The organism is Campylobacter sp. CFSAN093227, assembly GCF_012897855.1.
Classification (GTDB): domain Bacteria; phylum Campylobacterota; class Campylobacteria; order Campylobacterales; family Campylobacteraceae; genus Campylobacter_D; species Campylobacter_D jejuni.
The window spans coordinates 21,738-42,667 of sequence record NZ_CP040610.1; the positions used below are offsets into that span (position 1 = coordinate 21,738).

Sequence of the window (20,930 nt, forward strand, 5' to 3'; positions counted from 1 at the left end):
AAAAATAAAATTTTTATTGAAATTTCACGTTAAGTTAAATTAACGTGAAAAAAGTTACTGAAAGCTACTTAATTTTTCGGAGAGTTTAGAGGCACCATTTAGAACATTTTGAGAGATATTATTGATTTCACATGATAAATCTTTAACAGAATTTGCAAGTTCGTTAACTTTATCTATATTTGTTCCTAAGATAAGCATTTTATCTTTTACTTCCATGCTTTTATCTTTCATGGTTTGGGTTGATTCTATAGAGCTTTCCAATTTATGCATAGAATTTACAAGTTCTTGTTGTAAATCATTGGTTTTTGAAGAGGTTTCTTTCATAGAATCATGGATAAGATCCATTAAGGCTTTGTTGTCATTGATTTGTTGGACTATAGTATTAACAGTAGCATTGATGTTTAAAAGAGATTTACTTGTTTTATCAGCAAGCTGTCCAACTTCATCGGCTACAACAGCAAATCCACGCCCATGTTCACCTGCTCTTGCAGCTTCGATAGCTGCATTTAGGGCAAGTAAATTAGTTTGATCAGCTATGTCTTTAATGGAGTTTGTGATTTCTATAATATTATCCGCACTTTGGGTTAGATTGTCCATATTGGCTACTATATTTTGTTCTTTTTCATTGTTTTCATTTATTAAATTTACAAGTTCAGATAGAGTAAGTTCTACTTTATCCATTAGTATGTGCATATCTTGCATATTTTCTATACTTTCTTGTGCTAAATTTCCCGCAAGATTGATATGATCATCTAAAACATGAGTGATTTCTTTAACTCCTTGAATTTGTTCATGTTGCGAATTAGAGCTGTTTTCAAGCATCATAGAGTTGTTTTTGAGTTTTTGTGAATTTTGATGACTTGATTTAGCATTTTCTATGGCTTCTATGATTGAGTTTTGAACGGTGGAAATAAATGAATTAATATATTGAGCACTTTGTCCAAGCTCACTTTTTGGATCTATATTTAAACGAGAGTGTAGATTGGCTTCTTTGCTAGCTAAATTAGCGCTTAGTTTTTCTAAAGTATGAATTGGCATGATGACTTTTTTTAGTGTTAATAAAATAAAAAATACAAATAATACAAGAGTGATTCCAAATACTGCTAAAGCGATATAAAATTTAAATAAATTAGATTGTTCTATAGTATTTTGGGTAAAAGTGTTAAGTTGTTTTAACTCTTTCATGAGAGAATTATTCTCATAAATAGAAGAATTATCTTGCATAATAGAAATTTGCTTTACAATCATTTTATAGTGTTTTAAAAAAAGTTGTAAATTTTCACTTTTTGTATCATTTTTGATTTCTTTCATAAGATTGTTGAGTTGATTTAGTGTTGTTTTTTGTAAAATATTTTCAGTTGAAAGAACGCTTAACATAGAACTCATTGTTTTATAGTTGTTTTTATTTGTTTCATGGTTTTGTTCCAATTCTTCAAAATAATTTTTAGCTAGTTCAAATAAATAAAGTTTTGAATTTACTGCTATGGAATTTGCGGATTTAAAATAATTAAGCTGGATTAGTTTGGCATTAAAAATTTCTTCTGCTTTGTTTATGTCAATCCCAAAAGTTTTAAGTTTTGTAAAGTTTTCTTGCATTTTTTTTATTGCTTGCACACTTGGATCGTAGTTGATAAAATTAAAACTATTTTGAAAAATAGAATTGATTTTTTCATCTGAAATTTCTAGTTGCTGAACTATGTTTATCAAGTCTTTGTTATTTTTAGATGAAGAATAGTTATTAAAAATAATAGCCAATAAAACAAGAATGAAAGTCAAAACTAGTATAGATAAGATAATAAATTTTATCAAAAATGAACTTTTTTTATTTGTCATGATATTCTCCTGTTAAGCTTTCTAAGAATGCAACTATATTGTCAACTGTTTCTTGATCTAAAAATTTTCCTAGTTGATAGTAAGCCATAAACTGAACACAAGCATCTAAAGTAGGTATAGAACCATCATGAAAATAAGGCGCGGTTTTGGCTATATTTCTAAGACTAGGAACCTTAAATACCATTTTATCAGCTTCTCTTTTTGTGATTTCATAACGCCCTAAATCTTCTTGGTTTGGGTATTCTTCAAAAATACCGATTTTTTGAAACATATTCCCGCCTATATTTTGACCTTGATGACAAGAGATGCAGCCATTAGCTTTAAAATCTTCGTAACCTTTTTTAGCTTGAGTTGAAATAGCATTTTGATCCCCGCTAAGATAGCGATCAAAAGGAGAATTTGGGGTGATTAAGGTTTTTTCAAATTCAGCAACTGCAAGGGCTATGTTTTTTACCGTAACTTCTCCATAAAGTTTTTTAAAAGTTTTTACATAATTTTCATTTGAATTAACTTTTTGTAAAAGAAGTTCAGGACTTAGCCCCATTTCTTTTGGATTGAAAAAAGGTCCCATAGCTTGTTCTGTTAAATCTTTAGCTCTGCCATTCCAAAATTGCACAAAATTAAACACAGAATTAAAGGTTGTAGGAGTGTTAAAGGGTTTATCGAGTTGATTATCAACTCCTATTGAAAATTCAAGTCCATCAACGCCGTGTTGATCAAGCCTATGGCAAGTATTGCACGAAACTTTTCCATCTTTGGATAAACTTTTATCCATATAAAGACTTTTTCCAAGTTTAGCTTTTTCTTTATCATAAGAGATGGAATTTGGAATAGGGGTTATCATATCTACTGCAAAGACTATATTTGCATAAGATAAACATAAAATCATTATTATTTTTTTCATGATAAATTTCTGCCTTAATTTAAGTTTTTAAAATGCCATTATAGTATAATTTTAGTAAATTATTTAATAATTGATATTTTTTATTTTATTACAAAGTTCTCCTAAATTTTCTATAACGCAACGTACTTTATCTCCTGATTTTAAAAAAGTAGGTGGATTTAACCCCATACCTACTCCACTAGGAGTTCCCATAGATATAATACTTCCAGCTTTTAAAAGCATGCCTGCACTAAGTTCTTCTAAGACATAAGCAATATCAAAAATAAACAATTGAGTGTTAGAGTTTTGGCGTAGTTCATCATTGACATAGCTTTGAAGTTGGAGTTTAGGAGGATAAGAAATTTCATCTACGCTTGTGATATAAGGTCCCATTATAGTGCTACCTTCAAGACTTTTTGCTCGGTAGAATTGTTTGTGGCGTTTTTGAAGTTCGCGAGCTGAAATTTCATTGATAATAGTATAGCCAAAGATATAATCTTTTGCATCTTTAGCTTTGATTTTATAAGCATCTTTACTTAAAATAAATGCAAGCTCACATTCATAATCAAGCTGAGAAGTTACATCTGCATGTAAAGGTATATCGCCAAAAGGTGGCGTAGCTTGATTGCAACGTTTTCCAAAATATACAGGATATTCTCTTTCTTCAAATTTTTCACCCTTAAATTTGGCAGATTCTTTGGCATGATCTAAAAAATTAATCCCAAGACATATAATATCTTGACGAGGTTCTATAATAGGGGCTAGATAATTTTCTTGAGGAATTTCATAGGCTATTTTAGAATCCAAGTCTGTAAGTTTGTGTTTAAATTTATCAAAATGGATAATAAATTCATTCATATCGTTAGTTTCAATGCCAAGATCATCAAAACTTACAATTTTTCCACTAGAATTTAGTACTCCTAGATTGGGTTTTTGACCCTGTATAAAATTAACAAATTTCATTTGGAAAATCTCGCTTTTTTATTTAATTATACTTAAAGTTTTAGCAAGAATTATTTTTTTGTTTTAAAATTTGGTAAAAAAGTGATTGATTGTAGCGTAGTGAAACATCATTTTATTTTATAGAATTGTTGAAAATTTCTTTTATGTTTATTTTTGAGTTGATATTAAAATTTTGATTTTTATATTGAAATTTCAAACGATAAGAATGCAAACACAAACGCAAGGCACCTGTAAGTTTTAAGCGTTCTTTGGGGGTTAATTTTTCATCTAAAATACTTTCGATTTGTTCTTTGCTAAGCCCATAAAGTGGATCGCCTAAAATGGTATGATTTTTATAGTGTAAATGCACTCTTATTTGGTGTTGTCTGCCTGTTAAGGGTTTGCAGAGTAAAAGAGTAGCGTTGATTTTAGGAAAGTATTCTAAAATTTCAAACTCAGTGATAGCTTGTTTTCCTTCCTTGCAAATTTGCATCCTTGTTTTTACATCATCGTAGTTTTTGGCTAAATTTATGGCTTTATCAATTATAAAATTTTCTTCTATTTTTCCGTTAGCTAGAGCAAGGTATTCTTTTTGAACCAGTTTTTTTTCAAACAAAGCTTTAAGATCAATTTGAGCTTTTTTATTTTTGGCTACAAGTATAAGTCCGCTCGTTTCTTTATCAAGTCTGTGTGCTACGCAAGCTTCTTTTCCCCAAAGATGCCAAATTTCATCACTAAGACTGTATTTACAATGTCTACCATTTGGATGACTTAAGATCCCACTTTCTTTTTCAAGTATGGCAAAGTCTTCATTTTCAAAGACAATTTCTACTCCTTTGGGATTGTTTTCATAGACTATAAGCTCTACTAAACCATTTAAAATTTCATTCTTTTCTTCTACTAAAATTCCATCACAAAAAAGTCTTTTTTTGTCTATGAGTTTTTGTGCTTCATTTATGCTAATTTTTAAATTTTCCATAAGGACTTGAAATGCCTTTTTTCCATTATTTGAGAGTTTTATTTTTATGTAAGCCATTTAATAACTTTCTTAGGATAATTTGATATAATTTCTGTTTTTTAAAATATAAAATTATAGCTAAAAAGGTTTCAAAGATGGTTGAAAGATATAGCAGAGAAATCATGGCTAAAAAATGGGACATGCAAGCAAAATACGATGCGTGGTTAAAAGTAGAATTAGCCGCTGTAAAAGCTTGGAATAAACTCGGTCTCATTAATGACACAGACTGCGAAAAAATTCTTAAAAATGCAAAATTTGATATTGCAAGAATAGACGAAATAGAAAAAACCACAAAACACGATGTTATCGCTTTTCTTACAAGTGTAAGTGAAAGTTTGGGAGAAGAGAGTCGTTTTGTGCATTATGCAATGACAAGTTCTGATTGTATAGATACGGCTGTTGCTTTACAGATAAAAGAGAGTTTGGAGCTTATTTTAGAAGATGTTTCTTTGCTTTTAGAAGTGATCAAAAAGCGTGCTTTGGAGCATAAAAATACCTTAATGGTAGGAAGAAGTCATGGAATTCATGGAGAGCCTATCACTTTTGGTTTAGTGTTAGCTATTTGGTATGATGAAATTTTGCATGCAAAAGAGCTTTTAGAACATGCAAAAGAAGTGGTAAGCTATGGAAAAATCAGTGGTGCAATGGGAAATTTTGCTCATGCTCCTTTAGAATTTGAAGAAGAAGTTTGTAAAAATTTAGGTCTTAAAGCTGCCCCTGTTTCAAATCAAGTGATCCAAAGAGATCGTTATGCTCAAGTTATTTCTGCTATTGCAATTTTAGCTTCAAGTTGTGAGCAAATCGCTGTAGCCATAAGACATTTTCAAAGAACTGAAGTTTATGAGGCTGAAGAGTATTTTAGTGTAGGACAAAAAGGAAGTTCAGCTATGCCACATAAAAGAAATCCTGTTTTAAGTGAAAATATCACAGGGCTTTGTCGTGTGCTTAGATCTTTTGTAACTCCAGCTTTAGAAAATGTTGCACTTTGGCATGAAAGAGATATATCTCATTCTAGTGTTGAAAGATTTATTTTGCCTGATGCTTTTATCACGGCTGATTTTATGCTTATGCGTCTTACAAATTTGATTGATAAGCTTTTAGTTTATCCTGAAAATATGATGAAAAATTTAAATCTTACAGGTGGGCTTGTATTTTCAGGGAGGGTGCTTTTAGAGCTTCCATTTAAAGGCATTAGTCGTGAAGAAGCTTATAAAATAGTTCAAAGAAACGCTATGAAAGTTTGGGCAGATTTGCAAAATGGTAAGGCTGCTATCAATGAAAAAAATGAAAGTTTGTTTTTGTTAGCGCTTTTAAGCGATGAAGATTTAAGAAAAAGTTTGAGCGAAGAGGATGTAAGAAAATGTTTCGATTATAACTACTATACAAAAAATGTTGATGTAATTTTTAAAAGAACATTTAAATAAAAAGCAAGGAAGGCAATGAAAGTTATTAAAAGAAATGGTCGTACAGAAGAATTGGATGTTTCTAAGATCAAAAAATGCACCTCTGATGCTGTAAAAGATTTAGAAGGTGTGAATTTAAGCGAACTTGAACTCGATGCAAAGATTCAATTTCGTGATGGAATTTCAACTGAAGAAATTCAAAAAACTTTAATTAAAACTGCAGTAGATAAGATAGATATTGATTGTCCAAATTGGACCTTTGTTGCAGCTAGACTTTTTTTATTTGATTTATATAAAAAAGTTAATGGTATGAATCGCTATAATCATTTGCGTGAGTATTTTGAAAAGGGCGAAAAAGAAGGAAGAATCTTACTTGGTCTTAAAGAAAAATACGATTTAGATGATTTAAATGCTTATATTAAACCTGAACGCGATATGCAATTTACTTATCTTGGTATTAAAACTTTATATGATAGATACTTGATTAAAGATAGTAAAGGTATGCCTATAGAACTTCCTCAACAAATGTTTATGGCCATTGCGATGTTTTTAGCGCAGAATGAATTTAATCCTCAAGAATGGGCGAAGAAATTTTATGATTTAATTTCTAAATTTGAACTCATGCTTGCAACTCCGACTTTATCTAATGCAAGAACAACGCGCCATCAGCTTAGTTCTTGTTATATAGGATCAACCCCTGATAATATTGAAGGTATTTTTGATTCTTACCAAGAAATGGCTTTGCTTTCTAAATTTGGTGGCGGTATAGGTTGGGATTGGTCTAAAGTGCGTGCTATGGGTGGAAGCATAGATGGGCATAAAAATGCCGCAGGAGGGATTATACCTTTCTTGAAAATTACTAATGATATTGCCGTGGCAGTAGATCAGCTAGGAACCAGAAAAGGAGCTATAGCTGTTTATATAGAACCTTGGCACATGGATATAAGTGATTTTATTGATTTGCGTAAAAATTCAGGTGAAGAAAGACGCCGTGCTCATGAACTTTTCCCTGCTTTATGGATCAATGATCTTTTTATGAAGAGAGTAAGAGCTAATGATAAATGGACTCTTTTTGATCCTGCGGATACGGCGGATTTGTGTGATTTATATGGTGAAGCTTTTGAAAAACGCTATGAAGAATATGAAAAAGATGAAAGCATTACCAAAGAAATCGTAGAAGCTAAAGAGCTTTGGAAGAAAATTTTGCTAAATTATTTTGAAACAGGCTTGCCATTTTTATGTTTTAAGGATAGCGCTAACAGAGCAAATCCAAATGCTCATGTAGGAATTATTAGAAGTTCAAATTTATGTACTGAAATTTTTCAAAATACCGAGCCAAATTATTATCAAATTAAAGTAGTTTTTGAAAATGGAGATGAACTTCATTTTGATGAAGAACAAAAAGTTGTAATCGATGGGGGATATGAAAAACCAGCCAAAAAAATCTCAACTTTAGATAGTATTGATGGTAATAAAGTTTATATAGTAGAAAAATATAAAAATGATGGAAAAACAGCCGTTTGTAATCTAGCAAGTATAAACCTTAGCAAAGTGTATACTAAAGAAGATATAGAGCGTGTTGTGCCAACTGCTATTCGTATGCTTGATAATGTGATAGATTTAAATTTTTATCCTCATAGAAAAGTAAAAGATACAAATTTAAAATCTCGCGCCATAGGTCTTGGAGTCATGGGTGAGGCACAAATGCTTGCTGAGGCTAAGATTTATTGGGGAAGCGATGAGCATTTAAATAAAATCGATGAGATTATGGAACAAATTAGCTTTGAGGCTATTAATGCGAGTTCAAATTTAGCTCTTGAAAAAGGTTCTTATGAAGATTTTGAAGGATCAAATTGGAGCAAGGGGATTTTTCCTATTGATGTAGCAAGTCCTAAGGCTAAAGCTTTAACTTTAAGAGAGGGCTTATTTGATCAAAGTGAATGCGACTGGGTTAAACTTAGAGAAAAAGTTAAAAAAGATGGTATGAGAAATGGTTATTTGATGGCCATTGCACCTACTTCTTCTATTTCTATTTTGGTGGGTACTACGCAGACTATAGAACCTGTTTACAAAAGAAAGTGGTTTGAACAAAATTTAAGTGGTATGATACCTGTTGTTGTGCCAAATTTAAGCCTTGATACTTGGCAATACTATACTCCAGCCTACGAACTTGATCAAAAAATTCTTGTAAAGGCTGCTGCTGTGCGTGGTAAATGGATCGATCAAGGGCAGAGTTTAAATATCTTTTTATCGCTTGATAAAGCAAGTGGGGGATATTTAAATGAAATTTATCAACTCGCTTGGGAGCTTGGAGTAAAATCTACTTATTATCTAAGAAGCGAAAGCCCTGATAGTGAAAAAGTCAATGTTGCAGATCGTAGCATAGAATGTGAAGGTTGCCAATAAATACTAAAACCCAATGAAAATATTGGGTTTTAAGAGATTAAGAATTGTAAATTTCTTTATCTAGGGCTTTTAGATTTTTTGCAGTACAAAGTGCCGAAGTCATAGCTCCTGAGACATTACTTGCTGTTCTTGCCATATCTATAATAGGATCTATAGCTAAAATCAAACTTAGCATGACAAAATTATTACCAAATCCAATCCCTGCTAGCATAATAGAAGCTGCCATAGTTGCACTTCCAGGTACTCCAGCTATACCCAAGGATCCAATAACAGCTACCAAAACTATCATTAAAGCAAATGTAAAATCAATATGTGTATGTGTAGCAAAAGCTACAAAAACTGCCGCTAAAGCTGGAAAATATCCCGCACAACCATTAAGTCCTGTTGTTGTACCTATAGATGCTACAAAATTAGCTATAGCTGAATTAACTCCAAATTTATTTTGCAAAGTTGAAGTAGTCATAGGCAAAGTGCCCAAAGAAGATCTTGAGCTAAATGCAAATAACCATACAGGAAATGCTTTTTTTGCATATTTTATAGGGTTTAGCCCTTGTGAAGCAAGAAGTAAAAAATGCACCCCGAACATTATTAACATAGCTATATAAATAAGCATTATAAAAAGTCCAGCTGTTTTGATAGCTTCAAAACCATTGCTTAAAAGCACATTAGCCATCATACAAACTACAGCATAAGGCATAAATCTAATAACTGTAGCAGTCATGTTCATCATAATATTATAAAAGGTTAGGATAAAATTATGAAAACTTTTAAAGGCTTGTTCATGCTCTTCTTTTTTAGAAATTTTTTTAGCACTAATTCCTATAAAAAAAGAAAAAATGACAATAGCTATAATATTTTCTTTATTAATAGCTGCAATGATGTTGCTAGGTATTAGCCCTAGTATAATATTTGAAAAAGTTTGAATTTCGCGAATTTGTTTATTTCCTTCATATATAGCAAAATTACTTCCTAAATCAAAACTATAACCTAAAAATATACCCAAGGTTGCAGCTATGGCTGTGCTAAAGAGTATCCAAAAAAGACTTATTCCAAGCAAGGAGGATATTTTGATATTTTTATCAATTTCTATAATTACTTTTATAATGCAAATGCTTACAAGAGGAACAACCAGCATTTTTATAAAAGCTACAAAAACAGAACTTACAAATGCAAACCAATGTTTTGTTTCGCTATACCAAAGAATATTACTTGCTTCTTTAGCATCTGGAAAATTTGCCAAATATTGCAAAGCAAAACCAAACCCCAAACCCATTAAAAGCGCAAATAGCATGCGAAGAGAAAAATTGATTTTTATATCCCGCATTTTTTTTAATGCGTAAAAAACAACACAAAGCATAGCAAGAGTAGTTATAGTATGAGCTTGTGAAAGCATTAGAAAATCTTGAAAAAATTGTTTATCCATAAAAAGTCCTTATAAGAAACTATAATCAAGCACAAGGTATATGAAAATATACTTGCGTAAAGCTTGATTTTATAAATGGTAGCATAACAATATTTTAAATAAGATAAAATTAGTATGGTTTATTCTATATCTTTATGTAAGCAATGTTCAAATATAAATTTGTGTTCTTGTGGCAAGGCTTCAAATAAAGCATTTGCTAAATTTCTAATCTCCCAAAGAGCTGATTTTGAACTACGCAAAGAAATGAAATTCTGCAAACTTCTTGCATTAATCGTTAGTGTAAGTTCAGTTTTATAGCTTTCTGGTAAGCAGTATTTGGCTATATCTAGACTAATGCTTTTTTGTAAAATAGTGCGTAAATTTTCTAAGGCTTTAATGCTTGCGTTATCAACCTCTTCATTACCACAAAGCACAAGATAACGGCTTGCATTTTCAAAATCTCCTATTTTAAATTCAGCTTCATTGCGAAGTTCTTTTAAGGTATAACGCGTGCTTTTTACACTAGGACTAGTGTGACGGTGTCTTGCAACTTCTTGTAAGCAAGCTCTTGAAATTCCTTGTATATAAAAAGTATAGTTTAGATGTTCTAAGGTTGAAGCGTGTTTGAATTTGTTGCCCACGCGATCGATAAGTTCTTTATCTTTTTCGCCACCGCAATCGCCTTTTTCAAAGCTTTGCCAACAAGTTCTTGTTGCATGAGAACAAACAGATAATGGAGTGTGAAAAAGTAAAGTGATTTGCATGCTTATTCCTTTTTTGATAAAAATATTTTTTGTAATTCTTGCATTTTTTACTTAAAATTCTAATGAAATAAAAAGTTTTATCAAGCTATAATTAGATAAAAAAATAAGGCTTATTATCAATGAAACAAACAAAATATATTTTTGTAACAGGTGGAGTTTTAAGTTCTTTGGGTAAAGGGATAGCCGCTGCTTCTATCGCAACACTTTTAAAAAATTCAGGGCTTAAAGTGAGTATTTTAAAAGCTGATCCTTATATCAATGTTGATCCAGGCACTATGAGTCCTTTTGAGCATGGAGAGGTTTTTGTAACTGATGATGGAGCAGAAACGGATCTTGATTTGGGGCATTATGAGCGTTTTTTGGATGAGAGTTTATCTCAAGATAATAACTTCACTACAGGACGGGTTTATCAAAGTGTGATTGAAAAAGAAAGGCGTGGAGAATATCTTGGCAAAACCATTCAAGTTATCCCTCATATAGTAGGAGAAATCAAAGATCGCATTAAAAAAGCAGGAGAAGGCAAAGATATACTTATCGTTGAAATAGGCGGAACTGTTGGGGATATAGAAGGCTTGCCTTTTTTAGAAGCTATTCGTGCTTTGCGTTTGGAAGTGGGTAAAAATAATGCTATGAATATTCATCTTACTCTAGTACCTTTTATTAAGGCTGCAGGGGAATTAAAAACAAAGCCAACTCAACATAGTGTAGGCGAGTTAAGGCGCATAGGCATTAGTCCTGATATGATTATTTGTCGTAGTGAAAAAGCTCTTGATAGAGATTTAAAAGATAAAATTGCTATTTCTTGCGGGGTGGAAAAAAATTGCGTGATAGAAAGTGTTGATGCGGCTAGTATTTATCAAATTCCACTTAATTTTTTAAAGCAAGATATTTTAAGCCCTATTGCTGAAATTTTGGATTTGAAAAATTTAAAACCTAATATGGAAAATTGGGACTCTTTGGTAAAAAGAGTTATAGCTCCAAGCAATGAAGTTAAAATCGCTTTTGTAGGCAAATATGTGGATTTAAAAGAAAGTTATAAAAGCCTTACTGAAGCTATTATACACGCAGGTGCAGCCCTAGATACTAAAGTGGAGTTAAAATGGGTAGATAGTGAAAAACTTGAAAATATGGAAAGTTCTGAAGTATTTAAAGATGTGAGTGGAATTTTGGTTGCTGGGGGATTTGGATATCGTGGTGTAGAAGGTAAGATAAAAGCCATTCAATACGCAAGAGAAAATAAAATTCCTTTTTTAGGAATTTGTTTAGGTATGCAGCTTGCTTTGGTGGAATTTGCTAGAAATGTATTAAAACTTAAAGATGCAAATTCAAGTGAATTTAATGAAAAATGCCAAAATCCTGTGGTTTATTTGATTGATGAATTTATGGATACAAATGGAGAAAAACAAATTCGTACTGCAAAAACTCCTTTAGGTGGAACTATGCGTTTAGGGGCTTATAAATGTGATATCAAGGAAAAATCCCTTTTGGCTAAGGTTTATAATGAAGTAAAGAGTGTAAAAGAACGCCATCGTCATCGCTATGAAGCAAATCCAAAATATAGAGCAGATTTTGAAAAACACGGTTTGATTGTAAGTGGTGAAAGCAAAGGATTGATTGAAGCAGTTGAGCTTAACTGTCATCCTTTTTTCTTGGCTGTGCAGTTTCATCCAGAATTTACATCAAGACTTGAGCATGTTAATCCTGTGATTTGTAGTTTTATCAAGGCAGCTATAAACTATGAAGATAATTAATAAAAATGAAATTAAAAAAATTTTGGCTTCACGCTTTGAAAAAGATTTGCATACCAAACTTTGTGATCTGCCTTTGCCATGCTGTTTAAAGGATGCATATAAAGCAGCTAATCGCATCAAAGAAGCTGTAGAAAAAAATGAGAAAGTCGCTATAGTAGGAGATTATGATGTTGATGGAATCATTTCTTGTGTTATTATGGCAGAATTTTTCGATGATATAGGTTTTGATTATATTATAAGAATTCCGAATCGTTTTAAAGATGGATATGGATTAAATGCTGAGATCATCAACGAACTTGATGTAAATTTAATAATAACAGTAGATAATGGAATAGCTGCTCTTGAAGCAGCCAAACTCTGTAAAGAAAAAAATATAGATTTGATTATCACTGATCATCATATGCCTCAAGATATTTTACCTGATGCTTTTGCCATTATCAATCCAAAGCAAAAAGATTGTGATTTTCCAGAAATTGAAATTTGTGGAGCTCAAGTCGCATGGTATTTGATAGCGGCTTTAAAAGAGGTGTGCAAGCTTAAATATGACATGTGTAAATTTTTAGAACTTTTGGCGATTGCAATTGTTGCAGATATGATGGAACTTAGAGATTTAAATCGTGCTTTAGTAAGGCGTGGTATAGATCATATTAACAAATCTAAAAGGGCTGCTTTTAGGGCTATTAAGCATTATTATCAAAAGGATAAATTTGCTCTTGATAATATAGGATTTTTAATTGCTCCGCTTATAAATAGTGCTGGAAGAATGGATGATGCAAGTATTTCTTATGAATTTTTACACACTAAAGATTTTAATAAAGCTTTAGAATATCTAGAGCAAATTGTTAGTTTTAATGAAAGTCGTAAAGATGAAGAAAAACAGCTTTTTGAAGATAGTTTAAATCAAATCGATGAAAACGATTCTTGTATTGTGGTATCGGGTTTAAATTGGCATGAAGGGGTTTTAGGGATTGTGGCAAGTCGTTTAGCTAAACATTTTAATAAACCTGCTTTTGTATTTTCTCAAAATGAAGAACACTTAAAAGGTAGTGCAAGAAGTGTTGGCAAGATTGATATTTTGGCTTTAATTTCTAAGACAAATTCTATATTAAGCAATTATGGTGGTCATAAAGGTGCTGCTGGAATCAGTTTAAACTCTGAAAATTTTGAACAATTTAAAAATAAAATCAAAAAAGAATGTTCGCAAATTTCTGAAAGTGAATTTTTGGATACGGATGAAATTTTAGGAATCTTAGAACCTAGCGAAATTGATTTTGAAATGCTTGAAATTTTAGAATCTTTTGAACCTTTTGGACATAAAAATCCACGACCTTTTTTTGTTTTAGAAAATCTTTGTGTAAAAAATAAAAAACTTCTAGGTAAAGATGAAAAACACTTAAAGCTTATTTTAACCAAGGAAAATAAAACCATAGAAGCTTTATTTTTTAATTTTGATAAAGAGCCAGAATTGAATCAAAATATTTCTTTGCTTGGAAGTATTTCTAAGAATGAATTTAGGGGAATGGTAACTCCACAGTTTGTTGTTAAAGAGATTTTATAAAAATTTTTACTTATAATTTGCATTAATAACATTAAAAAATTAATATACAAGAGATTAAAAAATTATTTATATGTTGTCTTTTTATAGGAGTATGTATGAAAAAAGCTAAATCAAGGATTGCTATTTTAGGAACAGGCGGAACGATAGCAGGCTTCATTGATAGCACTATTGCTACAACAGGATATACGGCCGGAGCCATTGATATAGATGTATTAATTAAAGCAGTTCCGCAAATTAGAGATTTAGCAGATATTAGTTGGGAGCAAATAGCAAATATTGATAGTTCAAATATGTGTGATGAAATTTGGTTAAGGCTTGCTAAAAAAATTGCTAAGCTTTTTGCTGAGGGGATAGACGGTGTGGTGATAACTCATGGTACTGATACTATGGAAGAAACTGCTTATTTTTTAAATTTAACCATTAAAAGTGATAAGCCCGTAGTTCTAGTTGGCGCTATGCGTCCATCAACTGCTATAAGTGCGGATGGTTCGAAAAATCTTTATAATGCAGTGGCATTAGTTGCCAATAAAGAAGCTAAGAATAAGGGTGTTATGGTAGCTATAAATGATAAAATTTTAAGCGCTAGAGGCGTAGTAAAAACTCATAGTTTAAATGTTGATGCTTTCTCTTCTCCTGATTTTGGGGATTTGGGTTATATAGTAGATGGTAAAGTCTTTTTCTATAATAATGTTACTAAAGCTCACACAAAAAACGCTCCTTTTGATGTAAGCAAACTCACAAGTTTGCCAAAAGTAGATATTCTTTATAGCTATTCAAATGATGGTAGTGGTGTCGCTGCAAAAGCTTTATTTGAACATGGAACTAAGGGCATAGTTGTTGCAGGAAGTGGAGCAGGAAGTATGCACAAAAATCAAAAAGATGTTTTAAAAGAGCTTTTAAAAAAAGGGCTTAAGGTTGTTGTAAGTTCAAGGGTTGTAGCAGGTTGTGTTGCTGTGAGTGATTCAGATGAAAAATTAGGTTTTATTAGTGCTGAAGATTTAAATCCTCAAAAAGCAAGAGTTTTGCTTATGTTAGCACTTACAAAAACAAGTGATCCTAAAAAAATTCAAGAGTATTTTTTAAAATATTAAAATTTTTTAAATATTTCTAAACTTAGGGAACTTATCTTCCCTAAGTCAAGCCTTTCAATCCTATTAATAGTATATTATATCTTGTATTTTTTATTATCATTAAAATCCCCCCCCCCATTTTTAAACCCACCAAATACTTATATAAATACTTACACAAATATTTATACTATTTAATCCTTTGTTTAATACACTTTTAAGTTTAATTGGTTATACTTTCATTTCCTTTTTTTGAAAAAAGGACTTAAAATCTTTTAAATTATAAAGTTTCACTAGCTTAGTAGATTTTATAAATTAACTCTTTTGGTTTTTGTCTTATAAACTAAAAGCTTTTTTATAAATCTTGTTTTTTAATTTAAAAACTTTTCTTTTAAAAATGATTTTTTGTTTTGTTCTTTTAACTTAGTATTGTTATTCAAATCTTATTAGTCAATCTTTGAAATCTAAATAAGTGATCGATTGAGCCAGAAAGATTTAGGCATAAGTAATTATGTAAAATCTATTCAATCTAATAATTAAAAAGATTAAAAGTTTTTCTTTTAATCTTTCATAACTTTTTCTTTGAAGAAAAAGATTAAACTATCTATAATTTTTATGGAGAGTTTGATCCTGGCTCAGAGTGAACGCTGGCGGCGTGCCTAATACATGCAAGTCGAACGATGAAGCTTCTAGCTTGCTAGAAGTGGATTAGTGGCGCACGGGTGAGTAAGGTATAGTTAATCTGCCCTACACAAGAGGACAACAGTTGGAAACGACTGCTAATACTCTATACTCCTGCTTAACACAAGTTGAGTAGGGAAAGTTTTTCGGTGTAGGATGAGACTATATAGTATCAGCTAGTTGGTAAGGTAATGGCTTACCAAGGCTATGACGCTTAACTGGTCTGAGAGGATGATCAGTCACACTGGAACTGAGACACGGTCCAGACTCCTACGGGAGGCAGCAGTAGGGAATATTGCGCAATGGGGGAAACCCTGACGCAGCAACGCCGCGTGGAGGATGACACTTTTCGGAGCGTAAACTCCTTTTCTTAGGGAAGAATTCTGACGGTACCTAAGGAATAAGCACCGGCTAACTCCGTGCCAGCAGCCGCGGTAATACGGAGGGTGCAAGCGTTACTCGGAATCACTGGGCGTAAAGGGCGCGTAGGCGGATTATCAAGTCTCTTGTGAAATCTAATGGCTTAACCATTAAACTGCTTGGGAAACTGATAGTCTAGAGTGAGGGAGAGGCAGATGGAATTGGTGGTGTAGGGGTAAAATCCGTAGATATCACCAAGAATACCCATTGCGAAGGCGATCTGCTGGAACTCAACTGACGCTAAGGCGCGAAAGCGTGGGGAGCAAACAGGATTAGATACCCTGGTAGTCCACGCCCTAAACGATGTACACTAGTTGTTGGGGTGCTAGTCATCTCAGTAATGCAGCTAACGCATTAAGTGTACCGCCTGGGGAGTACGGTCGCAAGATTAAAACTCAAAGGAATAGACGGGGACCCGCACAAGCGGTGGAGCATGTGGTTTAATTCGAAGATACGCGAAGAACCTTACCTGGGCTTGATATCCTAAGAACCTTTTAGAGATAAGAGGGTGCTAGCTTGCTAGAACTTAGAGACAGGTGCTGCACGGCTGTCGTCAGCTCGTGTCGTGAGATGTTGGGTTAAGTCCCGCAACGAGCGCAACCCACGTATTTAGTTGCTAACGGTTCGGCCGAGCACTCTAAATAGACTGCCTTCGTAAGGAGGAGGAAGGTGTGGACGACGTCAAGTCATCATGGCCCTTATGCCCAGGGCGACACACGTGCTACAATGGCATATACAATGAGACGCAATACCGCGAGGTGGAGCAAATCTATAAAATATGTCCCAGTTCGGATTGTTCTCTGCAACTCGAGAGCATGAAGCCGGAATCGCTAGTAATCGTAGATCAGCCATGCTACGGTGAATACGTTCCCGGGTCTTGTACTCACCGCCCGTCACACCATGGGAGTTGATTTCACTCGAAGCCGGAATACTAAACTAGTTACCGTCCACAGTGGAATCAGCGACTGGGGTGAAGTCGTAACAAGGTAACCGTAGGAGAACCTGCGGTTGGATCACCTCCTTTCTAGAGTACAAAGTAATAAGTCTCACAACTATTACTTCAATATATAAACTCAATTGATTCTTGTTTAGATTTCAAAGATTGATGATAAAGCTAATTGTTTATGGGGAATTAGCTCAGCTGGGAGAGCGCCTGCTTTGCACGCAGGAGGTCAGCGGTTCGATCCCGCTATTCTCCACCATTTATTAAGGGCCTATAGCTCAGCTGGTTAGAGTGCACCCCTGATAAGGGTGAGGTCACAAGTTCAAGTCTTGTTAGGCCCACCATAAAAAAGATTTGAATAAAGAAGCTTTAAAATCTAAAGCAAGTATATAAAATAGATTAAATATAAAATATAAACTCTATACTTAGATTTATTTTTATCTTTAACTATAAAAGAATATACTTTAATAGATATAAGTAGCATATACATTATGCATTTATATTTATAATGATTATGTTAATATATATACTTCCTTTAGGTTTTAAACCTAAATGTTCTTTTTAATTATCATTGTTAAGAGTCACAAGCAAGTTTTAATAAAAACAATTTTACAGGACTTGTTAAAGGATAAAACCTATTTATCTTTTCTTTAGTTTAACTTAACTTTTAGCTGTCTTCTCTTCTATGAATAAAGAGAATATTAGATTTAAGGATTATAAATTAAAGACAAGTTTCAAACTCACTGCTTAGTTGAGACTAAATCATTTAGTTTTATATTAAGTGTTTGAATGCTTTCCGTCTTAAGATAAAGAAGTCTTATCATAAAAACTTTAACAAGGAAGTGATGCGTTTTAGAATCAATAATAAAAGGTAAAAAAGGTAAGCTACTAAGAGCGAATGGTGGATGCCTTGACTGGTAAAGGCGATGAAGGACGTACTAGACTGCGATAAGCTACGGGGAGCTGTCAAGAAGCTTTGATCCGTAGATTTCCGAATGGGGCAACCCAATGTATAGAGATATACATTACCTATATAGGAGCGAACGAGGGGAATTGAAACATCTTAGTACCCTCAGGAAAAGAAATCAATAGAGATTGCGTCAGTAGCGGCGAGCGAAAGCGCAAGAGGGCAAACCCAGTGCTTGCACTGGGGGTTGTAGGACTGCAATGTGCAAGAGGTAAGTTTAGCAGAACATTCTGGAAAGTATAACCATAGAGGGTGATAGTCCCGTATGCGAAAAACAAACCTTAGCTAGCAGTATCCTGAGTAGGGCGGGACACGAGGAATCCTGTCTGAATCCGGGTCGACCACGATCCAACCCTAAATACTAATACCAGATCGATAGTGCACAAGTACCGTGAGGGAAAGGTGAAAAGAACTGAGGTGATCAGAGTGAAATAGAACCTGAAACCATTTGCTTACAATCATTCAGAGCCTTATGTAGCAATACAGGGTGATGGACTGCCTTTTGCATAATGAGCCTGCGAGTTGTGGTGTCTGGCAAGGTTAAGCAAACGCGAAGCCGTAGCGAAAGCGAGTCTGAATAGGGCGCTTAGTCAGATGCTGCAGACCCGAAACGAAGTGATCTATCCATGAGCAAGTTGAAGCTAGTGTAAGAACTAGTGGAGGACTGAACCCATAGGCGTTGAAAAGCCCCGGGATGACTTGTGGATAGGGGTGAAAGGCCAATCAAACTTCGTGATAGCTGGTTCTCTCCGAAATATATTTAGGTATAGCGTTGTGTCGTAATATAAGGGGGTAGAGCACTGAATGGGCTAGGGCATACACCAATGTACCAAACCCTATCAAACTCCGAATACCTTATATGTAATCACAGCAGTCAGGCGGCGAGTGATAAAATCCGTCGTCAAGAGGGAAACAACCCAGACTACCAGCTAAGGTCCCTAAATCTTACTTAAGTGGAAAACGATGTGAAGTTACTTAAACAACCAGGAGGTTGGCTTAGAAGCAGCCATCCTTTAAAGAAAGCGTAATAGCTCACTGGTCTAGTGATTTTGCGCGGAAAATATAACGGGGCTAAAGTAAGTACCGAAGCTGTAGACTTAGTTTACTAAGTGGTAGGAGAGCGTTCTATTTGCGTCGAAGGTATACCGGTAAGGAGTGCTGGAGCGAATAGAAGTGAGCATGCAGGCATGAGTAGCGATAATTAATGTGAGAATCATTAACGCCGTAAACCCAAGGTTTCCTACGCGATGCTCGTCATCGTAGGGTTAGTCGGGTCCTAAGTCGAGTCCGAAAGGGGTAGACGATGGCAAATTGGTTAATATTCCAATACCAACATTAGTGTGCGATGGAAGGACGCTTAGGGCTAAGGGGGCTAGCGGATGGAAGTGCTAGTCTAAGGTCGTAGGAGGTTATACAGGCAAATCCGTATAACAATACTCCGAGAACTGAAAGGCTTTTTGAAGTCTTCGGATGGATGGAAGAACCCCTGATGCCGTCGAGCCAAGAAAAGTTTCTAAGTTTAGCTAATGTTGCCCGTACCGTAAACCGACACAGGTGGGTGGGATGAGTATTCTAAGGCGCGTGGAAGAACTCTCTTTAAGGAACTCTGCAAAATAGCACCGTATCTTCGGTATAAGGTGTGGTTAGCTTTGTATTAGGATTTACTCCGAAAGCAAGGAAACTTACAACAAAGAGTCCCTCCCGACTGTTTACCAAAAACACAGCACTCTGCTAACTCGTAAGAGGATGTATAGGGTGTGACGCCTGCCCGGTGCTCGAAGGTTAATTGATGGGGTTAGCATTAGCGAAGCTCTTGATCGAAGCCCGAGTAAACGGCGGCCGTAACTATAACGGTCCTAAGGTAGCGAAATTCCTTGTCGGTTAAATACCGACCTGCATGAATGGCGTAACGAGATGGGAGCTGTCTCAAAGAGGGATCCAGTGAAATTGTAGTGGAGGTGAAAATTCCTCCTACCCGCGGCAAGACGGAAAGACCCCGTGGACCTTTACTACAGCTTGACACTGCTACTTGGATAAGAATGTGCAGGATAGGTGGGAGGCTTTGAGTATATGACGCCAGTTGTATATGAGCCATTGTTGAGATACCACTCTTTCTTATTTGGGTAGCTAACCAGCTTGAGTTATCCTCAAGTGGGACAATGTCTGGTGGGTAGTTTGACTGGGGCGGTCGCCTCCCAAATAATAACGGAGGCTTACAAAGGTTGGCTCAGAACGGTTGGAAATCGTTCGTAGAGTATAAAGGTATAAGCCAGCTTAACTGCAAGACATACAAGTCAAGCAGAGACGAAAGTCGGTCTTAGTGATCCGGTGGTTCTGTGTGGAAGGGCCATCGCTCAAAGGATAAAAGGTACCCCGGGGATAACAGGCTGATCTCCCCCAAGAGCTCACATCGACGGGGAGGTTTGGCACCTCGATGTCGGCTCATCGCATCCTGGGGCTGGAGCAGGTCCCAAGGGTATGGCTGTTCGCCATTTAAAGCGGTACGCGAGCTGGGTTCAGAACGTCGTGAGACAGTTCGGTCCCTATCTGCCGTGGGCGTAAGAAGATTGAAGAGATTTGACCCTAGTACGAGAGGACCGGGTTGAACAAACCACTGGTGTAGCTGTTGTTCTGCCAAGAGCATCGCAGCGTAGCTAAGTTTGGAAAGGATAAACGCTGAAAGCATCTAAGCGTGAAGCCAACTCTAAGATGAATCTTCTCTAAGCTCTCTAGAAGACTACTAGTTTGATAGGCTGGGTGTGTAATGGATGAAAGTCCTTTAGCTGACCAGTACTAATAGAGCGTTTGGCTTATCTTTAATAAAGCATCACTTCCTTGTTAAGGTTTTTAAGAAGACTTTGAATATAGATAATATTTAGAGTTTAATAGAAA

11 protein-coding genes, 2 tRNA genes and 2 rRNA genes are annotated in these 20,930 nt (G+C 34.6%); 9 read left to right on the forward strand and 6 right to left on the reverse strand.

Going from position 1 to position 20,930, the window contains the following annotated elements:
- Nucleotides 1–54 precede the first annotated feature (54 nt).
- From FBF06_RS00090 to FBF06_RS00105, 4 genes are all read right to left on the reverse strand, one after another.
- Entirely contained in the window at nt 55–1,833 is a 1,779-nt protein-coding gene (locus FBF06_RS00090; protein WP_002853148.1) for a methyl-accepting chemotaxis protein, read from the reverse strand.
- Nucleotides 1,823–2,737 (reverse strand): cytochrome-c peroxidase, encoded by a 915-nt coding sequence (locus tag FBF06_RS00095; protein WP_032587527.1) that lies wholly within the window; start codon nt 2,735–2,737, stop codon nt 1,823–1,825. Before FBF06_RS00095 ends, FBF06_RS00090 begins: the two co-directional genes overlap by 11 nt.
- Nucleotides 2,738–2,800: 63 nt before the next feature.
- Complete coding sequence (locus FBF06_RS00100) at nt 2,801–3,679, reverse strand: fumarylacetoacetate hydrolase family protein (protein WP_002857697.1); 879 nt, start codon at nt 3,677–3,679, stop codon at nt 2,801–2,803.
- 112 nt (nt 3,680–3,791) lie between these two features.
- Entirely contained in the window at nt 3,792–4,694 is a 903-nt protein-coding gene (locus FBF06_RS00105) for an RluA family pseudouridine synthase (RefSeq protein WP_002877921.1), read from the reverse strand.
- 77 nt (nt 4,695–4,771) lie between these two features.
- Between FBF06_RS00105 and purB the strand changes: the two genes are divergently transcribed.
- Nucleotides 4,772–6,100: an adenylosuccinate lyase gene (gene purB / locus FBF06_RS00110; RefSeq protein WP_002877927.1), complete on the forward strand. Its 1,329-nt coding sequence runs from the start codon at nt 4,772–4,774 to the stop codon at nt 6,098–6,100.
- 15 nt (nt 6,101–6,115) lie between these two features.
- Nucleotides 6,116–8,485 carry a ribonucleoside-diphosphate reductase subunit alpha gene (locus FBF06_RS00115; protein ID WP_002877929.1) on the forward strand — a complete coding sequence of 790 codons (2,370 nt, stop codon included), beginning with the start codon at nt 6,116–6,118 and terminating at the stop codon, nt 8,483–8,485.
- A gap of 37 nt (nt 8,486–8,522) precedes the next feature.
- On the opposite strand, the gene FBF06_RS00120 is transcribed toward FBF06_RS00115, so the two are convergent.
- Nucleotides 8,523–9,908, reverse strand: a complete 1,386-nt coding sequence (locus tag FBF06_RS00120; protein ID WP_019109162.1) for a cation:dicarboxylase symporter family transporter — start codon at nt 9,906–9,908, stop codon at nt 8,523–8,525.
- A 119-nt stretch (nt 9,909–10,027) separates the two neighbouring features.
- Nucleotides 10,028–10,651, reverse strand: coding sequence for an FAD-dependent thymidylate synthase (gene thyX / locus FBF06_RS00125; protein ID WP_002853111.1), 624 nt, complete (start codon nt 10,649–10,651; stop codon nt 10,028–10,030).
- 119 nt (nt 10,652–10,770) lie between these two features.
- Between thyX and FBF06_RS00130 the strand changes: the two genes are divergently transcribed.
- From FBF06_RS00130 to FBF06_RS00160, 7 genes are all read left to right on the forward strand, one after another.
- Nucleotides 10,771–12,402 (forward strand): CTP synthase, encoded by a 1,632-nt coding sequence (locus FBF06_RS00130; protein WP_002855601.1) that lies wholly within the window; start codon nt 10,771–10,773, stop codon nt 12,400–12,402.
- The gene (recJ, locus tag FBF06_RS00135; protein ID WP_052805636.1) at nt 12,389–13,960 is read left to right on the forward strand and encodes a single-stranded-DNA-specific exonuclease RecJ; all 1,572 of its coding nucleotides are present in this window, start codon (nt 12,389–12,391) and stop codon (nt 13,958–13,960) included. The genes FBF06_RS00130 and recJ overlap by 14 nt, the downstream gene beginning before the upstream one ends.
- Nucleotides 13,961–14,043: 83 nt before the next feature.
- Nucleotides 14,044–15,051 (forward strand): type II asparaginase, encoded by a 1,008-nt coding sequence (locus FBF06_RS00140; RefSeq protein ID WP_261007750.1) that lies wholly within the window; start codon nt 14,044–14,046, stop codon nt 15,049–15,051.
- A gap of 588 nt (nt 15,052–15,639) precedes the next feature.
- Nucleotides 15,640–17,152 (forward strand): 16S ribosomal RNA (locus FBF06_RS00145).
- 102 nt (nt 17,153–17,254) lie between these two features.
- Nucleotides 17,255–17,330 (forward strand) — tRNA-Ala (locus FBF06_RS00150).
- 8 nt (nt 17,331–17,338) lie between these two features.
- Nucleotides 17,339–17,415 (forward strand) — tRNA-Ile (locus tag FBF06_RS00155).
- 534 nt (nt 17,416–17,949) lie between these two features.
- Nucleotides 17,950–20,856, forward strand: a 23S ribosomal RNA gene (locus FBF06_RS00160).
- The 16S and 23S rRNA genes sit together here with 2 tRNA genes alongside, the layout of an rRNA operon.
- Nucleotides 20,857–20,930 lie beyond the last annotated feature (74 nt).